13 protein-coding genes are annotated in these 16,384 nt (G+C 45.5%); 2 read left to right on the forward strand and 11 right to left on the reverse strand.

Annotated elements, in window-relative coordinates; translation table 11 throughout:
• The first annotated feature begins 11 nt into the window (after window positions 1–11).
• Window positions 12–1,103 carry an SIS domain-containing protein gene (locus BN4314_RS01280; RefSeq protein WP_068539355.1) on the forward strand — a complete coding sequence of 364 codons (1,092 nt, stop codon included), beginning with the start codon at window positions 12–14 and terminating at the stop codon, window positions 1,101–1,103.
• A 13-nt stretch (window positions 1,104–1,116) separates the two neighbouring features.
• On the opposite strand, the gene BN4314_RS01285 is transcribed toward BN4314_RS01280, so the two are convergent.
• The 6 genes from BN4314_RS01285 to BN4314_RS01310 form a co-directional block, all read right to left on the reverse strand.
• Window positions 1,117–2,454 (reverse strand): ROK family protein, encoded by a 1,338-nt coding sequence (locus BN4314_RS01285; protein WP_068539357.1) that lies wholly within the window; start codon window positions 2,452–2,454, stop codon window positions 1,117–1,119.
• 8 nt (window positions 2,455–2,462) lie between these two features.
• Window positions 2,463–3,572, reverse strand: a complete 1,110-nt coding sequence (locus BN4314_RS01290) for an SIS domain-containing protein (protein ID WP_068539359.1) — start codon at window positions 3,570–3,572, stop codon at window positions 2,463–2,465.
• A gap of 73 nt (window positions 3,573–3,645) precedes the next feature.
• Window positions 3,646–5,178: an amidohydrolase gene (locus tag BN4314_RS01295; RefSeq protein WP_198145538.1), complete on the reverse strand. Its 1,533-nt coding sequence runs from the start codon at window positions 5,176–5,178 to the stop codon at window positions 3,646–3,648.
• Window positions 5,179–5,209: 31 nt separating this feature from the next.
• The gene (locus BN4314_RS01300; RefSeq protein ID WP_068539364.1) at window positions 5,210–6,139 is read right to left on the reverse strand and encodes a ribokinase; all 930 of its coding nucleotides are present in this window, start codon (window positions 6,137–6,139) and stop codon (window positions 5,210–5,212) included.
• 2 nt (window positions 6,140–6,141) lie between these two features.
• The gene (locus BN4314_RS01305; RefSeq protein ID WP_068539366.1) at window positions 6,142–7,038 is read right to left on the reverse strand and encodes a 6-phosphogluconolactonase; all 897 of its coding nucleotides are present in this window, start codon (window positions 7,036–7,038) and stop codon (window positions 6,142–6,144) included.
• A gap of 114 nt (window positions 7,039–7,152) precedes the next feature.
• A complete protein-coding gene (locus BN4314_RS01310) occupies window positions 7,153–8,583 on the reverse strand; it encodes an amino acid permease (protein ID WP_068539368.1) in 1,431 nt (476 codons plus the stop codon).
• 308 nt (window positions 8,584–8,891) lie between these two features.
• On the opposite strand from BN4314_RS01310, the gene BN4314_RS01315 reads away from it, so the two are divergent.
• Complete coding sequence (locus BN4314_RS01315; protein ID WP_148424829.1) at window positions 8,892–9,749, forward strand: alpha/beta hydrolase; 858 nt, start codon at window positions 8,892–8,894, stop codon at window positions 9,747–9,749.
• 74 nt (window positions 9,750–9,823) lie between these two features.
• Here BN4314_RS01315 and BN4314_RS01320 read toward each other — a convergent pair whose 3' ends face one another.
• From BN4314_RS01320 to BN4314_RS01340, 5 genes are all read right to left on the reverse strand, one after another.
• Window positions 9,824–10,666, reverse strand: a complete 843-nt coding sequence (locus BN4314_RS01320) for a sugar phosphate isomerase/epimerase family protein (RefSeq protein WP_232309698.1) — start codon at window positions 10,664–10,666, stop codon at window positions 9,824–9,826.
• A 68-nt stretch (window positions 10,667–10,734) separates the two neighbouring features.
• Complete coding sequence (locus tag BN4314_RS01325; protein ID WP_068539372.1) at window positions 10,735–11,730, reverse strand: SIS domain-containing protein; 996 nt, start codon at window positions 11,728–11,730, stop codon at window positions 10,735–10,737.
• A 57-nt stretch (window positions 11,731–11,787) separates the two neighbouring features.
• Window positions 11,788–12,561, reverse strand: a complete 774-nt coding sequence (locus tag BN4314_RS01330; RefSeq protein WP_068539374.1) for an SDR family NAD(P)-dependent oxidoreductase — start codon at window positions 12,559–12,561, stop codon at window positions 11,788–11,790.
• Between the two features lie 167 nt (window positions 12,562–12,728).
• Window positions 12,729–14,156, reverse strand: coding sequence for an MATE family efflux transporter (locus tag BN4314_RS01335; protein WP_068539376.1), 1,428 nt, complete (start codon window positions 14,154–14,156; stop codon window positions 12,729–12,731).
• Window positions 14,157–14,471: 315 nt separating this feature from the next.
• A complete protein-coding gene (locus BN4314_RS01340; protein WP_068539378.1) occupies window positions 14,472–16,196 on the reverse strand; it encodes a phospho-sugar mutase in 1,725 nt (574 codons plus the stop codon).
• Between the last annotated feature and the right edge of the window lie 188 nt (window positions 16,197–16,384).

Consider the following 16,384-nt stretch of genomic DNA (forward strand, 5'->3'; position numbering starts at 1 on the left):
GGAGAGAGACTATGGCAAAACCAACAATGTTCGATTACGTAAAGGAAACTCCCGAAATTCTACGTTCGCTCATCAATGGAAAACCTGACATGCCTCTCGCTCAACAGTTTGCGGAGAAAAAATATTCTCACATTCGAATTGTTGCCTGTGGATCGTCCCGAAACGCAGCTGAGATAGCTCGTCCTTTCCTTCGCCATGTCCTCAGAGTTGAAGTAAGCGTAACTGAGCCATACAGTTTTTGCGCCTATGAGCACGAACTTCCTGAGAATGAATTTTGCTTCGTAGTCTCGCAAAGCGGATATTCAACCAATGCGCTTGCAGCTCTTGATCTCATTCGCTCTTCGAATAAAAAAGCCATTGGTGTAACCGGCGATATTCATTCTGATTTTTCAGCTGCTTCCGACGTCCTCATTGACTATGGAGTTGGAGAAGAACAGGTTGGTTATGTAACAAAAGGCGTCACATCCTTGGCAGTCTTCCTTATGTTATTCGCGCTTGACGCAGCTGTTTTAAAGAATGGAATTTCTCAAAAAGAAGTCTCGGAATACGAACAGCTTATTGAGCAAACCATCCATAGTTTTGAACAGGTTATCGATAGCACTGCTAATGTAATTTCTAAACGTTATAAAGAGCTCTCGAGCATGGACCGTGTTTTTCTTATCGGAGCTGGGGCAAATTACGGCATAGCGCGCGAGGGAGCTTTGAAGTTTGGCGAATGTCTTCAATTCCCTGCTATAGCCTATGAACTCGATGAGTATTTACATGGTCCAAATCTGCAACTTGATCCAAACTACACGATTTTTGTCAATGTAGTTGGAGAAATCGATCACAAGCGTGCAGAGCAAATCATTCAGGCAACTCGTCTTGTCACCGATAAAGTTTTTGTACTTTCCGATAAAGATCTTGACGGTATGACCGACATTCTGATTGATAGCAAGCTGGACTCACTCTGCGGACCAGTTGCACTCTTGCCGTTTTACCAAATCAGCGCTTGGAAACTAACTGAAGATAAACATCTCTGGCACAAGCATCCGCTGGTTGCACAGTTTGATCATGCATTAAGCGGCAAGAGTGAGAACTACGTCGATAAAGAGGTCCTATAGGACTCGCGACCTTTTAGTGTTGCTCATCCCACAAAATAAAATTGTTTCGCTGAGCTCGTGAGATAAAAAAGTTGTCCCAAAAGCAATCAGCCATCAGGCCTTTTGCTAATGGGTCAGCTTGAGTAAGCTCATCATGCAAAACGATACAGGCAGGGTCAAGCAAGGTGCTTGCAGTAGCAAGCAGTTTTCCAAGATTGGCGTAGTAATTCTTAGGCGAGCTCTTAGCAAGGCTATCAAGACAATCGCCTTGCGGGTCTAAACCTGAGTCTATGGAAATCTGCCCAATATATCCCGCACCCGTAGGAAGCAATTGCTCACTGCTGGCACTACGCAGGGATATTTGCGTTTTCCCTTTTAAGCGAGAAACATGGAGCTTAATTTTTTCTTGAGTATTTATGCATTTCTCAGCTTCGTGTAGTTGAATCCCTCGACGCGCGCATGCTGCAGCGCCTAAAAATGCGCTTTCATATCCCAAAGGAGTTGAAACAACATCTGGATGCGCCAAATAGACAGGTATCTTTTGCATCTCGGATTCAAGAGGAGCTCTATAGTAGTCGTAAAGCAGAGCAACGCCACCGCCGAGCACAATACGCTGAGGGCCGAGAATAATAGCAGCTTGCGCCAATGCCTTTCCAAGGTATATTCCCTCGCGGCGAAATGTCTCATGAGCAGCACAGTCTCCTGCGTCAGCCCTTTGAGAAATTTCTAGCGCTCCAAAGTCTCCAGAAGGAACTATTCCCCCGAGCTCCTCATAAGTCCTAACCATTCCTTTTGTTGAGCAATACGCCTCTAGGCGCCCGTATGCATTACCTGAGATATCTGGTCTCGCTACTGAGCTTATAGCGGAAAGACCAATTTCCCCGGAAAGTAGGTGGGAGCCATAGTACAAATTATTTTTTATAAATGTGCCGCCCCCTATGCCAGAACTGATTGTGACGTAGAAGAAATCTTTCAAATTTTTTCCTGCACCAAACATTGACTCAGCAAGTGCACAGGCATTGCAGTCATTATCACCAAAAAAAGGAATATTTAGCGCTTGGGACAGCTCCGCACAAACATCTAAATTCCTTACGACAGGATTATCAGAATCAATCCAAAGACCCGAGGTAGGATTAGTAAAACCCGGGATTGTAATTCCGCCTGCAATGATGTCGTGAACAATTTCTGGATGCCTCTGTAGGTCATCTCTAACTGATAACACAAGCTGGGGAACTATATCTTGTTGCTTAGTACTTTTCCATTCATGCCTAGTAGAAAAGAGTTTCGCTCCATCTTGAGTGCAGACACCCGTAATATATTTTGAACCGCCAACATCAATTGCAACAATAAGAGATGATGCATCAGTATGCATAGACTCCCCTAGTCCTCATATGCAGGATTCAATAAATCATCGAGTTCTGAAACCTTCGGTATTGTCACATCTATTCCGACTTGTTGAGCTATAAGCGCTGATAACACCTGAAGTGGAATCAGATATTCAAGCGCGCAAATATCTTCGATATCACAAGAAGCTATCGGCAAGGACAGCAAATCCGTTTGCTGCTGGACAGAATGTATAACCACGATATGATCGCAATATTTTTGAATTCCTCGAGCGAGAATATCCATCCTATCTCGCTCTTCTCCAGGCTCTGCAGAAAGCAAGAAGACTACGTCATTTTTATGCACAGCCCTGAGCGGACCATGAAGGGTTTCTTCTAACTCAATTGCACAGGTTGGGCGCTCATGAGTTTCAATAAATTTAAGAGTTCCTTCCAGGCAGGTACCTAAATTCGCCCCATACCCCACAAGATAATATGCAGGAGCACTCATAACAATTTCCTGATTCTGTGCGAACCAAGCAATAGTATTATCAATCGATTTTTGGATAGAATCGGGCATATTGCAAAGAGCGTTTATTGATAGCTCATAATCGTTTTCTTTTAAATTCCCGAGGGCATATCCAGCCTCAACAAGACAGGTCATTACCAAAAATAAAGCCATGGTTTGGTGCTTTGTTGCGGCGACCGAGCGCTCGCCTAATCCCAGCTTGCTGAGAACAACATCACATTCGCGAGCCAAGACTCCTTTTGGATTTAGTGTCGTGCAAACAACAGGAATATGCTCACTTCGAGCACGACGCGCTGCATCAACTTGACCTTTTGAGTGACCCGTTTCTGCAGGGCAAATGAGCAGTATCTGCGAAGAATTTAAATCTCCCGTCGGATCAAAATTTTCGTGGTGGGCAAATACTGCCGCGGGAACAACGTCAACTGCCGCACGTAAGCATCGTTCGGTAAGAAACCTTAGAGTTTCCCCTGCGTAATATGGTGATCCATTCCCCACAAAGAGAACTCGCTTGAATTTGTGCTGCATACATAATTCTACAAATGGGGCTGTCCAATCTTTATGCGAACTCCAAAGCTCACGCAGAAGGAAAGGTTGTTCCTCTATCTCTTCAAGCATCGCGCTTTGTTTTTCAGCACTCATAGGGTTCCTTTCAAAAACCCCGCCTGTAAAACTCCAGACGGGGCATCTCTACACAATAAAGGCGAGCTTGTGCCTATAACGTTGAGTAAACTATGCGACCGTCAACCATAGTCAGACAGCACGAACAACTCCGAGCATCTTCTGGCTTAAGATCCAAAATATTCTTATCAAAGACCGCTATATCTGCTAGCTTTCCTTCTTCAAGCGTACCCGTAGAATCTTCTTGCTCCAGGTCATATGAGCTCCCCGCAGTCCATGCGTGCAACAACTCTGCAGAACTAATCATATTGTTTGGATTGAAGGGCTCTCCACCCTCTGGGAAGAAGCCTCCACACGCACTGTAGACTCCAACTCCTAGATCATCTTTAGTCATAGGAAGGTCAGTTCCACAGGAAACCGTTATGCCAGCGTCTAGCATGGCTCGACGATTCCAATAATGAGTGCCTCTTTCAGCCCCTATCTTTGTTGATATCATCTCAAGCTTGCTTTTTCTATCTGCAATAGACTGAATAAGCGGATACACCTCTGCCACAATTCCAAGCTTTGCCATGCGCTCATAATCTTTTGGATCTGCGCACTCGAGGTCGGTCATAGCTTGGCGGAGAACAAGGTGGCCATTCTCATCACGAGAGCATTTTTCAAAGATATCTATTGCATGAGAAACTGCACCATCTCCCTGGGTATGTAGGGAGAAACGAAGACCAGCCGCATCGGCTTTCAGTACCTCGTCTTCATGATGCTTCCAATCAATATCAAGAGCGCAGCAAGTATCACTATCGAGATAAGGTTCTTTCATTTCTCCTTCGGTCTGACTAATTGAGCCATCCGTCATTTGGTTGAACCCAGAAAAAGAAATAAAGGGATCCTTCTCAAACTTATTTTTTAGAGCTACTCCATAGGAGATATTTGCATCTTCTCCTACTGGCTGGCTCATCAGATTGACCCGAAGACTGAGCTCACCTGCATCCTCAAGCTTCTTTACCTCATCGATAAACCAGTAGTCGTCATATCCCATTTCTTTTGTAGAGGTGACGCCATATGAGTTCATCATCTTCTGGTAATCCCGATAAAGCGGGAGTGAAAGCTCAGTGTCCTCAATAACAGCTTTGAGAAGTAGATAGGCTTTTTCAGACCAGCATGCTGCAGGCGTAAATCCGAAGATTTTTTCTGCAGCCGTATTCATTACCATGGCTTCTGCGCCTTCAGAAACGAGCACTGCTGGAACATCGCCAAAAGCGTCATCCATCTTTTTTTCTTGAGAGACAGCAAGCGACATAGGCAAATCATGGCCAATAAAAAGATTGGGGCGAGGCTGTGCTTTAACGAGTTCAATAGCCTCATCTAGGCTTGTAACCTGAGAAAGGTCTGCGCCAGCATGCTGTAAAAGCCACCCATTAAAAAAGCAATGTACGTCCACGAGACCTGGTGTTATCAGCTTATCGCCCAGCTCGAGAACCTTGGTGGATGGTCCACAATGCTGAGATCCATTCCCTTCTCCTACCGCAATAATTTGGTTTCCCTCAACTGCAACAAAACCAGCAAAACAAGCATTCGATACAGAATCAAAAATTGCGGAAGATTTTAAGATATATGAAGCATTTGACAAGGAAATCATCTCCTTAAATAACTGCTACGAATTAGTGTTCTTCAATAAATTGTTCAACTTCTTCAAGGAATCGATAAGCAGGAATTGTTCCGTCAATGGTGACGCAAAGAGCCGAATAATAGCTTGCCCACTTGAGCGATTCTTCAAGACTCTTTCCCCAGTGCAAGCATGCTACAGTCGCTGCCATGAAACCGTCACCAGCGCCTGCTGTATTTACGACCTTATCAACATGAATAGCGGGCACTTCATAAAACGCGTTATCGCTATCAATCGCACAAGATCCCTTGTCGCCAAGGGTGAGCACGACATTTGCAGCACCCATCTTTTCCTTTATTTTCACTACCAAATCGTGAGGATTAGAGTCACGGGACAGTCCAGTAAGCTGTTCGCCCTCAACTTCATTCACGAAAAGATAATCAACATAAGGCAATGCCTCAAGTGCTTCATCTGGTAAGGGAGATGGATTCAAAGCTGTAATCATGCCTTTGTCATGAGCATAGCGCAAACCAGAAAGTGCAACCTTATAAGGAACCTCAAAACCAGCTATAAAAAACCGTGCCCCTTGAAGATTATCAATAGCGTCAGTAACTTCTTTAACGGTAAGGTAAGCGCTCGAGCTATCACCATCAATGATTGAATTTCTGCCATCGGGGCTTACGAGTATTAGCCCCGTTCCGGTAGCAATATTGGGATCCTTATAAAGGTAAGTCGTATCTGCCCCAGCTTCGTGCATCCACTTTTCGCCTAGATCACCCCAGGGGTCACAACCTACTTTTCCGATATAAGCAGTAGGTACACCGAGACGTCCCAGTGCAACCGTTACATTCGACCCTTTCCCTCCGTCTTCGGCTACATGCCAGCCTTTTACAGAAAGAGTTTCTCCCCATTTTGGCATACGATCACAGTATGCATATTGGCCAACGCCATGGCTATTCAGTACTATTACATCATTTTTTTGCATCTTTACCATCCTTTTTGCTCATGAGACATAGGGTGATCAATGGTGTATTCATCAGTAAAGAGCGTGATGTCAGGCACATACTGAGGAAGTATTGTTACCGGATATTCTGTTGTTGGTTCACTAAAGAGAAGAATACGGCAAGCGGTCTTCTTCCAGTCACCCGTGGCAACCATATAAATAGCGCGTTTTGCTGAGCAGATAACGTGGAACCCAATGGTAACGCCTTTGGGAGGAACGCGATCCAGGCATGTTCCAAATGAACGCTCCGCCATAGCAACCATCGTGTCTGAATTGATGTCAACTATTCTGGTTTTAGAGTTTGCATATTCATCAACGCTGATGTGCTGCCAATAATTCCTTGGCTCCTCATCAAATGCCACCAAACCCGTAGCACCAATACCAGCCCAAACTGTGTCTATTCCCCCAAGCTTGTCGCACATTTCATCGGGATAATCTAAATCATTGATACGCGGCCAAATCCTGTGATCCTCCGCAGGACGCAAGTCCTCGTCAATACGATTGTAAAAGCACGCAAGCATGGTCCCTTCTAGGCTCTCATAGGTATCAGCAACTGGATAGGGACGGCATTCCCAGTCAAGAAATTCATCCATATGGAAAACCCAGAGATTCTTACAATCAATACGCTCTTCATTGACGCGGCTAACAAACGTGTCATATTCATCGCAAGGACCCGCTGGAAGCACCCATTTTGTTGGAAGACCCTGAGCATTATGCTCTTTAACCTCGTCAGCCATCAGGTTGCCGATTTCCTGCATCATCTCTTTGCGATTTTTGCGTATAGCTAGCTTTGTTTTTAGATCATCGCGTTTAAGAAGATCTTGCCAGGGGATTTCACACCAAGAAAAAATTTCATCTTTCGTAAGCCTATTTGTAAGCATAAATTATCACTCTCCGCATAACAAAAGCCACCCGATTTTGCAAATTGAGCAGGTCAATCGGGTGGCCATAAATTAACGCCTTCTTGTTCGGTCTACTACAAAACCCAACTATTACTAGCCGTTATTTTCTGCGATTGCAGCGTTACGACGCTCCTCAGCTTGCTCGATAATGTCAGCATTGACCTTCCTCCAGTGCAGGAAGAACGGAACTGCGGAGACAACAATCAGGATACCAGCACTGATTGGGTTGAAGCTGAACAGGGGAACCTCACCAGAGATAATACCACCGAGCTCACCAAACATGAGGATGAGCGAAGGAACAATAGCAAGGATTGCCATGACGGGTCCACCAGGAGCCTTGAACGTTGGGTGATAGTTCGGCTTTTTGCGAAGGGGGAACCAAGCGCAGAAGAGCAGAGCATTACGAAGCAAGCAAATGAAGGTGAAGATTGCAACAAGATCCTGAATAGCAGTTGCCCAAACAAGCACTAGCGCAAAGCCGGACTGCCAAAGCATGGAGATAACAGGGGAATCATACTTAGGATCAATCTTTCCCCAGGAGCGCCACCAATAACCTTCCTGAGCTGCCTTCATCTCGCCACGAGCCTGGAACATGATAAGCGAGGAAAGGGAGCCAGTAACAACTACGACAGCAAGGATAGCAGCAACTGTACCAGCCTGCGTACCGATACCAGGAATCATAGAGAATGCTTCTGCGACTGGTGCATCAGAAGCAGCCAGAGTATTGATGTCTACAAGACCAACAGCAGAAACTGAAAGTAGGACATAAAGCAGGGTTACAACAAAGACCGTCCCAATAAGGGCGATAGGCATATTTTTCTTAGGATCTTTAACCTCGCCGCCCATAGTTACGCAGGTCTGCATACCATCATAGGACCAAGTGGTTGCGGCAATGCCAGCAATAAGGGCAGCAAAAATGCCACCATGGCTTGCAGCGGAGCTAGAAACTGCAGCCGCCTCAAAGTTGCCACCATTGATGAAGAAGAGACCAGCTACAACAAGAAGCAGGAAGGGGACAACCTTAAATGCAGTAATGAAGTTCTGCCAGATAGCGCCCTGATGCTTGTGGCACATGTGAAGCCAAGTGAAGAAAATGATGAGAACGCATGCAATAATGGAGACAGTCGTCGAAGACCAGCCAGTGAAGAAGGCAAGGTAGTTAGCAACGGTCAAAGCCATAATTGCAATACCGACGGGGTCAGAACCCCACCAGCAAGACCAAATAAAAAACATTGCCATGAACGGCCAGCCAGCCTCACGGAAGTATACAAACTGTCCGCCGTCCTCTGAATATGCCGTTGAGTACTCTGCGTAGATTAGATTCTGAGGAATCATAATCAAACCACCGAGAAGGAACGCAAGAATGGTAAACAAAGGCGTTCCAGCTGCGCCAGCAACGGCACCCACCGATGTAAAGATTCCTGAACCAATCGTGGTGCCAACGCCCAATGCGATAGCGGTACTCAAGCCTAGGTGACGGACCATTCCCTCTCCACCTGTGGCTTTGCCTGAAGTTTCAGACATACCTTCTCCTTTCTGCTTCGTCTTGTAGACAACTTGCTTCCAAAACAAATGTCCATAACGCCTGAATCGGAACAAATCCGTTTCACATATGAAGAGGATTACACAATTGGTTATAATTTTCTAGTAACTTATCTAATTGTCGGCAAGCGGTTGAAATACGGCGTCAAAAGTATTTCTTGAATTTTTGATTAGTTTTCATACGTAACGCGGTAGAATAGTTTTTACCTACCTATATTTTTAGTATCAGTCATTATATTTACCCTTAAAGGCTGATCAATTCGCTTAAAAACGTCGTAATATTCTCTTTATTGGTACAAGAGTTAAATTTACACATCTATTCTTATCGATATTGCTACGGTAAACTTATTTTCGTGAAAGGCTTAACAATGGGTTGTCTCAGTGGAAGCTTTTATTCTCATTCTCTTCTCATTACGACAGAGGTCAATGTCATCGTTCCCGACAAATCTGAGGACTTTTGGACAGAAATAGATGATGAGGTCAGGGTCTTATATCTCTTGCATGGGCTGGGATCCAATGCCGATGAATGGATGCGATTCTCTCAGATAGAAGCTTTCAGTAAGATATACAACTTGGCAGTTATCATGCCTAACGGCAATAGAAGTTTTTATCACAATCTCACAACAGGACCTCGCTATTTTGACTGGATAACGCACGAGCTTCCTAGTCTTATTGAGCAATGGTTTAATTTTCCTCGTGATAGAGAGCACACGTTCATTGCTGGAGAAAGTATGGGGGGCTATGGAGCCTTACAAGCCGCTTTCGCTCGTCCAGACTACTTCTTTGCCTGCGCTGCCCTATCACCTGTTACAAGCCCTTCAGAGCTCTGCAAGTCCCAGCCAAACTTATGGTGGGGCAAGGAGGAACAAACCACCATCTTTGGTCAGGAAGGCGCATCTCAAAAAGATGATGTCCTATTTGCTGCTCAAAAGTCAGTCGCTGAACACGGCGCTAAGAAGATGCCAAAGATTCTTCAAATGGTTGGTTCAAATGACCCACTCATACCTCAAGCGGCCCAACTTGATACGAAATTAAAAGAAATGGGACTTGAAACAAGCTTTGATTCCTGGGAGGGTCGGCACGATTTTATTTTTTGGAATGTGGCAATTGAAAAAGCCATCCGCTCTTTTTGCGGTCTGGCTTCTTAAAACCTGCTTTATAAACAGAAAAAGGAGCCACCACTTTAAAAGCAGTGGCTCCTTTCATCCAAGTTCGACGTCGCTTAATCCTTCAAGCCAAGCTCATTGCGCAAATACTCGCAGGTTTTAGCATGTGCTGTATGCGGATCTTCCCAGTAGATTGAGTCATTTACTTCAAGGTCAATACCGTTTTCAAAGTCATGCTCCTCAAGTGTGGTAATAAATCCGGCAAGTTTTTCTTTACCATATTCTCCGCTACCGACAATTTCATGATGGCTATCCGAATAATGAATCCATTCAATCTTATCGTTGAAGGTATCAAAATACTGCTCGAGTGTCTCGCTCTGTACCTCCATGGCAGTCAGGTCAACACAGACCCTTAAATTAGGTGAGCCGACCTCGTTGAGCATGCGTTCCACGTCAGCTATGGTCGTAACAAGATTTGACTCATAGGGCTGCAGCTGCTCAAGTGGAACAATGATATCTTCCTTTTCTGCTATATCCATAACTGTGCGAAGCCGCTCAACACAACGTTTAAATGACTCCTCGCGGGGGATATTGCGCAAGCCACAGCCGCTATTTACAAAAACGCGGGGACAGTTAAGCACATGTGCATCTTCGAAAGCCCACTTAAAATATTCGATAGTTCTTTGGGTGATTGACTCATAGGGATCTGAGAAATTATAGGGATACCCCAGTGTCTCTGGTGTATAGATAGTCACCTTTTGATCTCGAGCCTCAAGCTCTGCACAAATCTTCTTGAGATGCTTTTCTGCCTCGCTGCTTGTCTGATAATCAAGACGACAGTAGAGAGGCTCAGCACCCCACAGGTCAATACCATGAATACCGAGTTCATACATTGAATCCAGGAAATACTCAAGCGTGTAATGGACGTATGAGGTGCCCATTACCGATACATCTTTCATGCCGATAGTAGACAAGCGAAACACTTCCCTTCTCCAAGTAAAAAGTGAGCCTTAACAAGCAAGCATTATTAATATTGCAGCTGACGATAGTAACGACGGATCTCCATTGGGTGACAATTCAAGCGCTCAATATGAATATCAATTCGGTTGGTAACCTGATGAGTAACCAAATGGCTCAAATAACCACGATATTTCTCTGAGATTCCCTCGAGCTCATAGTCTTTTGAATCAACGAAGGTGTAACGAGAGCAAACCTTTGGAAGGAACTTTGCAACGCGCTCAGAAAGGGGGCGCTCCGCATCCTCGCCCAAAAATACCGTCACATTTGTGTCACGGTCAACTATCTCAAACATGCCATGGAAGAACTCAGCGGCATGAATGGACTTCGTGCGAATCCAGTGCTGCTCTTCCCAGTAGCACATTGCATATGAATACGTTGAACCATACTGCTCACCTGCACCAACAAAATAATGTAGCTTGTCATCGTGATGCTCTTCGGCAAAACGCTGTGCAAATTCATCAGATGCCTTTGCAACAGAAACAAGATCTTCGGCGAGATGTGCGTCAAGCTGAGAATAATACTCATTATACTGAGGGAACTGTCCAACATTCTTCATGAGGCGATCGGCGACCATAAAGAACTTGAGCTGCTCATTCTCGGGGTAGGTAATACAATAGCTAACCTGCTTTGCCAATGTTGAATCAGCAACATCAATAAAACCAATACTTGTTGCTCCAATTTTGTTGAGCTTATCCATAACGGTAACCATCTCAGCTGTGTTACCAGAAACGGAAGAAATAACAATCAGGCTCTTATCAGTGATGCGCTTGTTGCCCAGCGTGTTATAGCGTGCAGCATTCTCGACAAGGATTGGCAGATCACTTAGCTCTTTAATGTGAGATTCTGTTTGAAGTGCAGAAGCATAGGTTCCACCAATACCCATATAGCAGATAAGGTCATAGCCTTTTTCGCAGACCTCGTCTACAACTTTTTCGACTTCACCGCGGATTGCAAGAGCTCCTTTAACACTTTCGAGCTCATGTTGTTCATCGTACTTAAGCATTCAAACCTCCAAATTGGAACAATATTTATATCTACCTATATGGTCGATATTTACTGCTTACTGCTTTCCTAGATATTTTCCGCCGTCTGCGTGAATGTCAGCACCATTGATAATGAATGCATCGTCAGAGGCTAGGAAAGCGAAGATGCCTGCAAGCTCAGAAGGCTCCTCAGCACGACCGAGAGGCCCATAGTCAACCAAGTCAGACTCATTCTTATAGTCCATGTTGCCGAAATCATCAGCAGTTGAATCCATCATTGGGGTCTTTACCCATCCAGGAGAGACGCAATTGACGCGAATCTTATTGCCATTCTCATTGGCGAGACATTGAGTCAAATGAATGACTGCAGCCTTGCTCATTGCATAGGGTGCCTCATATGCAAAGCATGCTGTTCCATCAACGGATGCGGTGTTAAGAATAACACCCTCTCCCTGCTCTTTCATGATAGGAAGAACGTGATGGATCATGGCATAAGTTCCGAGAAGATTTACTTCAATTACTTTGCGAGCTTCAGCAACAGATTGATTCTCAACTGCACCAATAGTTCCACCGATACCTGCAATATTGCACAGAACGTCGATTTTTCCGAACTTATTCTTAATATCTGCAATTGCTGCAGCAACTGCTTCATCATCGGTAACGTTGACAGTATGGATGTAGTAACTTCCCTCGGGAAGTTGCAAATCTGCTGCGGACTTTTTGATAGCCTCCTCATTGAGGTCAAGCATCGCCACAGTAGCACCCTCATCTACAAAACGCTTTGTCGTTGCTTTGCCGATTCCGCTCGCGGCACCCGTCACGATTACGAACTTGCCTTTGATTCCGTTCATGCTCTCCTCCTAGACTCTAGACTTAAGTACAACTCGTCTAAAAACTTTAATGGTATAGTTTACATACTTACTTATTTATTATATATAAAGCTTTAAATACGGAAATACAACTAGTAAAAAGCCGTAAGTATCATTTTTTCAGGGTGACAGGTATTTTGACTTAATTCTTAGTGCGCAGCTGCCAGTGAAGCACGGTCAAGCCATTTTCCGCGCAGAAGACGGAATAAAAGAATTGCGCCTCGGATGTTAAGTTCTATGCACATAGCCGTCCACATACCTACAAGGCCCATAAGAGGCACCATTACGATAGCAAGAGTAATCCTTACGATCCACATCGACCCAAGGTTTACGAGACTTGGAGCCAAGGTATCACCTGCTCCTCGCAATGCTCCTGAGGCAACCATTGAAACGCCGTAAAGGGGTTCTGCAAAAGCTTCTATTCTCAGAACACGGGTTGCTAGCAGCTGAACTGTGACATCAACTGTAAGCGCTTGCATAATTATCGGTGCAAAAAACCAAAGCAATACACCGGCCAATCCCATAAAGATTGCTCCCAGAAACGTTGAATAATTAGCAAAGCGCTGCGATAGTTCTTTCTTGCCTGATCCAAATGCTTGTCCAACAAGAATGGTTGCCGCCTGAGCAATACCAAATCCAGGCATGTAACAAGCACTTTCCGCAATAACAGCCAACGAGTTGGCTGCAACATTTACGGTACCCAGAGGAGCAATTACGATAGTCTGCGCAATGTATGCGCCATTCATCACAATTCTCTCGAGAAAGAGTGGAGCACTGATCTTTCCTGCAATTTTGACAACAGCAGGATTAAGAGTCCAATTAACACCCTTCTTTAATGAAAGACGGCCGTTCCCAAACAAAGCCACCCACGACATAATCGTTGCAGTAATAAACGTGGCAACCCCTGTACCTATGGCTGCCCCCGGAGCTCCCCAACCCAAACCGGGAAGTACAATCTCATATGTAAAAATCTGGAGATACAAACCTTTTGTAATAAAGATGGCATTAAACAGGACATCCAAAAAGCAAGCAAGAATATTGAGAACACTGGGTGTTACCATGTCGCCAGTACATTGCAAAAAGAGCGCAGATAGTCGTTGGACCATAAAGGCTGGAATAAAAGCTATAATCCAAAAAAAATAAGTACTTGAGTCTGCAAGCATGGGTCCTGTACCACCGAGAAGAGCAGGAAGCGGACCTGAAAAGGCTATACCAATTGCTGTCATAACCAAGGAAAACAGCCCACAGCAAATAAGGGACTGGCCCACAATATTTCGCGCTTCCTCATCCTGATTTGCACCCAAATACTGCGCTATCTGAATTGAAAATCCGTTTGCAGCGCAAGCACAGCAACCAAAGAACAGCCAAGAGGTTGACTGAACAAGCCCAACGGAAGCGGTAACCTGTGCTCCCAAGCTTCCAACCATTGCTGCATCAATATATTGCATAACGGTCGTGCTGACTTCAGAGAGTATTGCTGGGAGGCTCATGGCCAATACGAGAGATACCATCTCGGCAAAGCTAGGATTTGCTTCATCATTCAATAATTTTGTCAGCCGAGTTCCCGCATCAGCCATATACAAGCCCCCCCTCAATAAACCTAGGAAGAATTGGTAATTTCTGATTCTATCCCACCAAATTTACAATATGTATTTTTCTCATAGTATTGCCTCTTTTGACATTTTTTGTCACATAACAGCCGACTCAACATAGACAGACAAAATTATAAATAGCCAGATAACTATCCTAAGTTCTACTTAGTCCTAAAAGCCTACAACAAAAGAGGCGTTGAGCTACGCCAACACCTCTTAACTAGACATACAGGCATTCTATAAAGCCCACAATCAGTGGTGTGGGCTTTATAAATTCGATTGCATTGACAAAGCGCCGTGCTACGAGAGGATCTTCTCGCACGCAGCGCGAAGTTTTGCCTCAACCTCTTCGGCCTCGGCGCGTGTTGCACCCTTAGCAAAGAGGTATGCCTTGACTTTGGGCTCGGTGCCAGAAGGACGGAAGATAACCTTGTTTTCGTCTTCCAAGCGATACTCGATAACGTTTGCCTTGGGCAAGGTCTGCTTGGGCTCCTTCTGAAGGCCGCTCACAATAGCCATTTGAGCACCCGTAGCAAAGTCAGTAATACCGATAACCTTGTAGCCAGCAATCTCGGTCAGAGGCTTCTCGCGCAAACCAGCCATAATCTCTGCCATGCGCGCAGCACCTGCAGCACCTGGGAAGGAGGCATTGACTGTGCCATTGAGATAGTAACCGTACTTCTGATATAGGGCATCCATGGCCTCATAAAGATCCATGCCCTTAGCTGCGTAATAGGCACTCATCTCTACGGCAAGCATCGTGGCCACGATTGCATCCTTGTCACGAGCATGCGTACCTACGAGGTAACCATAGCTCTCCTCATAGCCCATGAGGTAGCGGTCTTCTTCACCCGCATCTTTAAGCAGGTCAATTTGGCCACCAATATACTTAAAGCCCGTCAGCACGCGACGCAACTCAAAGCCATAATCACGGGCCACAGCATCAGCCATGACAGAAGAAACGATGGTAGAAACAGCGACCTTACGGGTAACATCCTCGCCATTTTCCTTGACCATGGTTGCCAGCCAGTCCATCAGCAATACGCCCATCTCATTGCCAGAAAGCAGCACATAGCCACCATCGTGAGGGATGGCGCAGCCCATACGGTCGGCATCAGGATCGGTCGCCACCATGAAGTTCGGCTTGACCTTATCGCACAAATCTAGGCCCAACTGCAGCGCCTCGCGAAACTCGGGGTTGGGATACTGGCAAGTTGGGAAGTGTCCGTCAGGCTCTGCTTGCTCAGGAACAACGGCAACGTCCTCAACACCAATCTCCTTGAGGATGCGTGTGACGCACTCCATACCGGTACCATTAAGCGGTGTATAGACTACCTTGAAACCCTCGGGAGCCTTAAAACCAGGAACAGAGACCTTTTTGACAGCCTCGATAAAATTGTCGAGCACTTCCTCAGGCGTCCACTCAACCAAACCTTGAGCCAAGGCTTCGTCAAAGTCCATCATCTTGACTGCGCCAAACATGGGCGTGCGCGCGATAGAAGCGGAAATCTCATCGGCGGCTTCATTGGCAATCTGGCAGCCGCTGTCATCATAGACTTTGTAACCGTTGTACTGGGCGGGATTGTGAGAAGCAGTCAGCACGATACCAGCAGAAGTATGCAGGTAGCGCACGGCAAATGACAGCGTCGGTACAGGCTCGATACGAGGATAAACATACACATGAATGCCATTTGCAGCCAAAACTCCTGCTGCGACCTTTTGAAAATCTTCACCCTTAAGACGAGAGTCACGAGCAAGTGCCAGCGATGGGTTTTCGTAGTGAGCATTCAAATAATCTGCAACGCCTTGCGTAGCTTGAGCTACAACATGCACATTCATACGATTGGTACCAACGCCAATCGTGCCGCGCAAACCTGCCGTGCCAAACTCCAGGTCACGATAAAACGCATCGTTGAGTTTTTCCTCATTTCCAGGGGCCATCAGGTTTTCGAGCTCAGATTTGAGATCAGTTTCTGTGATATTCTCAGCCCAAAGCTGTACTTTGTCCTGAATCTCTTTGTCCATAGTGAGCCTTTCTGTCGAGCCGCGACACTTGTTCACGGCCTTCTTGCATACTTAATTTAGTTTACCCCGACAGCGTGCATGAAAACCAAGCAAGACGGCAGAAGGTGGTATTTACCGAGGCTAAAGAACAAGCTGGTCACCCGAGACGGACAAACGGCTCACATCCATTATCTTTTCTCAAGCAGAGC

This window comes from Olegusella massiliensis (assembly GCF_900078545.1).
Taxonomy (GTDB): domain Bacteria; phylum Actinomycetota; class Coriobacteriia; order Coriobacteriales; family Atopobiaceae; genus Olegusella; species Olegusella massiliensis.

Bases quoted from the DNA above. Each gene is read 5' to 3' on its own strand.
- BN4314_RS01280 (WP_068539355.1), top strand. From the start codon at position 12: ATGGCAAAACCAACAATGTTCGATTACGTAAAGGAAACTCCCGAAATT.
- BN4314_RS01285 (WP_068539357.1), bottom strand. From the start codon at position 2,454: ATGCATACTGATGCATCATCTCTTATTGTTGCAATTGATGTTGGCGGT.
- BN4314_RS01290 (WP_068539359.1), bottom strand. From the start codon at position 3,572: ATGAGTGCTGAAAAACAAAGCGCGATGCTTGAAGAGATAGAGGAACAA.
- BN4314_RS01300 (WP_068539364.1), bottom strand. From the start codon at position 6,139: ATGCAAAAAAATGATGTAATAGTACTGAATAGCCATGGCGTTGGCCAA.
- BN4314_RS01305 (WP_068539366.1), bottom strand. From the start codon at position 7,038: ATGCTTACAAATAGGCTTACGAAAGATGAAATTTTTTCTTGGTGTGAA.
- BN4314_RS01310 (WP_068539368.1), bottom strand. From the start codon at position 8,583: ATGTCTGAAACTTCAGGCAAAGCCACAGGTGGAGAGGGAATGGTCCGT.
- BN4314_RS01320 (WP_232309698.1), bottom strand. From the start codon at position 10,666: ATGAAAGATGTATCGGTAATGGGCACCTCATACGTCCATTACACGCTT.
- BN4314_RS01325 (WP_068539372.1), bottom strand. From the start codon at position 11,730: ATGCTTAAGTACGATGAACAACATGAGCTCGAAAGTGTTAAAGGAGCT.
- BN4314_RS01330 (WP_068539374.1), bottom strand. From the start codon at position 12,561: ATGAACGGAATCAAAGGCAAGTTCGTAATCGTGACGGGTGCCGCGAGC.
- BN4314_RS01335 (WP_068539376.1), bottom strand. From the start codon at position 14,156: ATGGCTGATGCGGGAACTCGGCTGACAAAATTATTGAATGATGAAGCA.
- BN4314_RS01340 (WP_068539378.1), bottom strand. From the start codon at position 16,196: ATGGACAAAGAGATTCAGGACAAAGTACAGCTTTGGGCTGAGAATATC.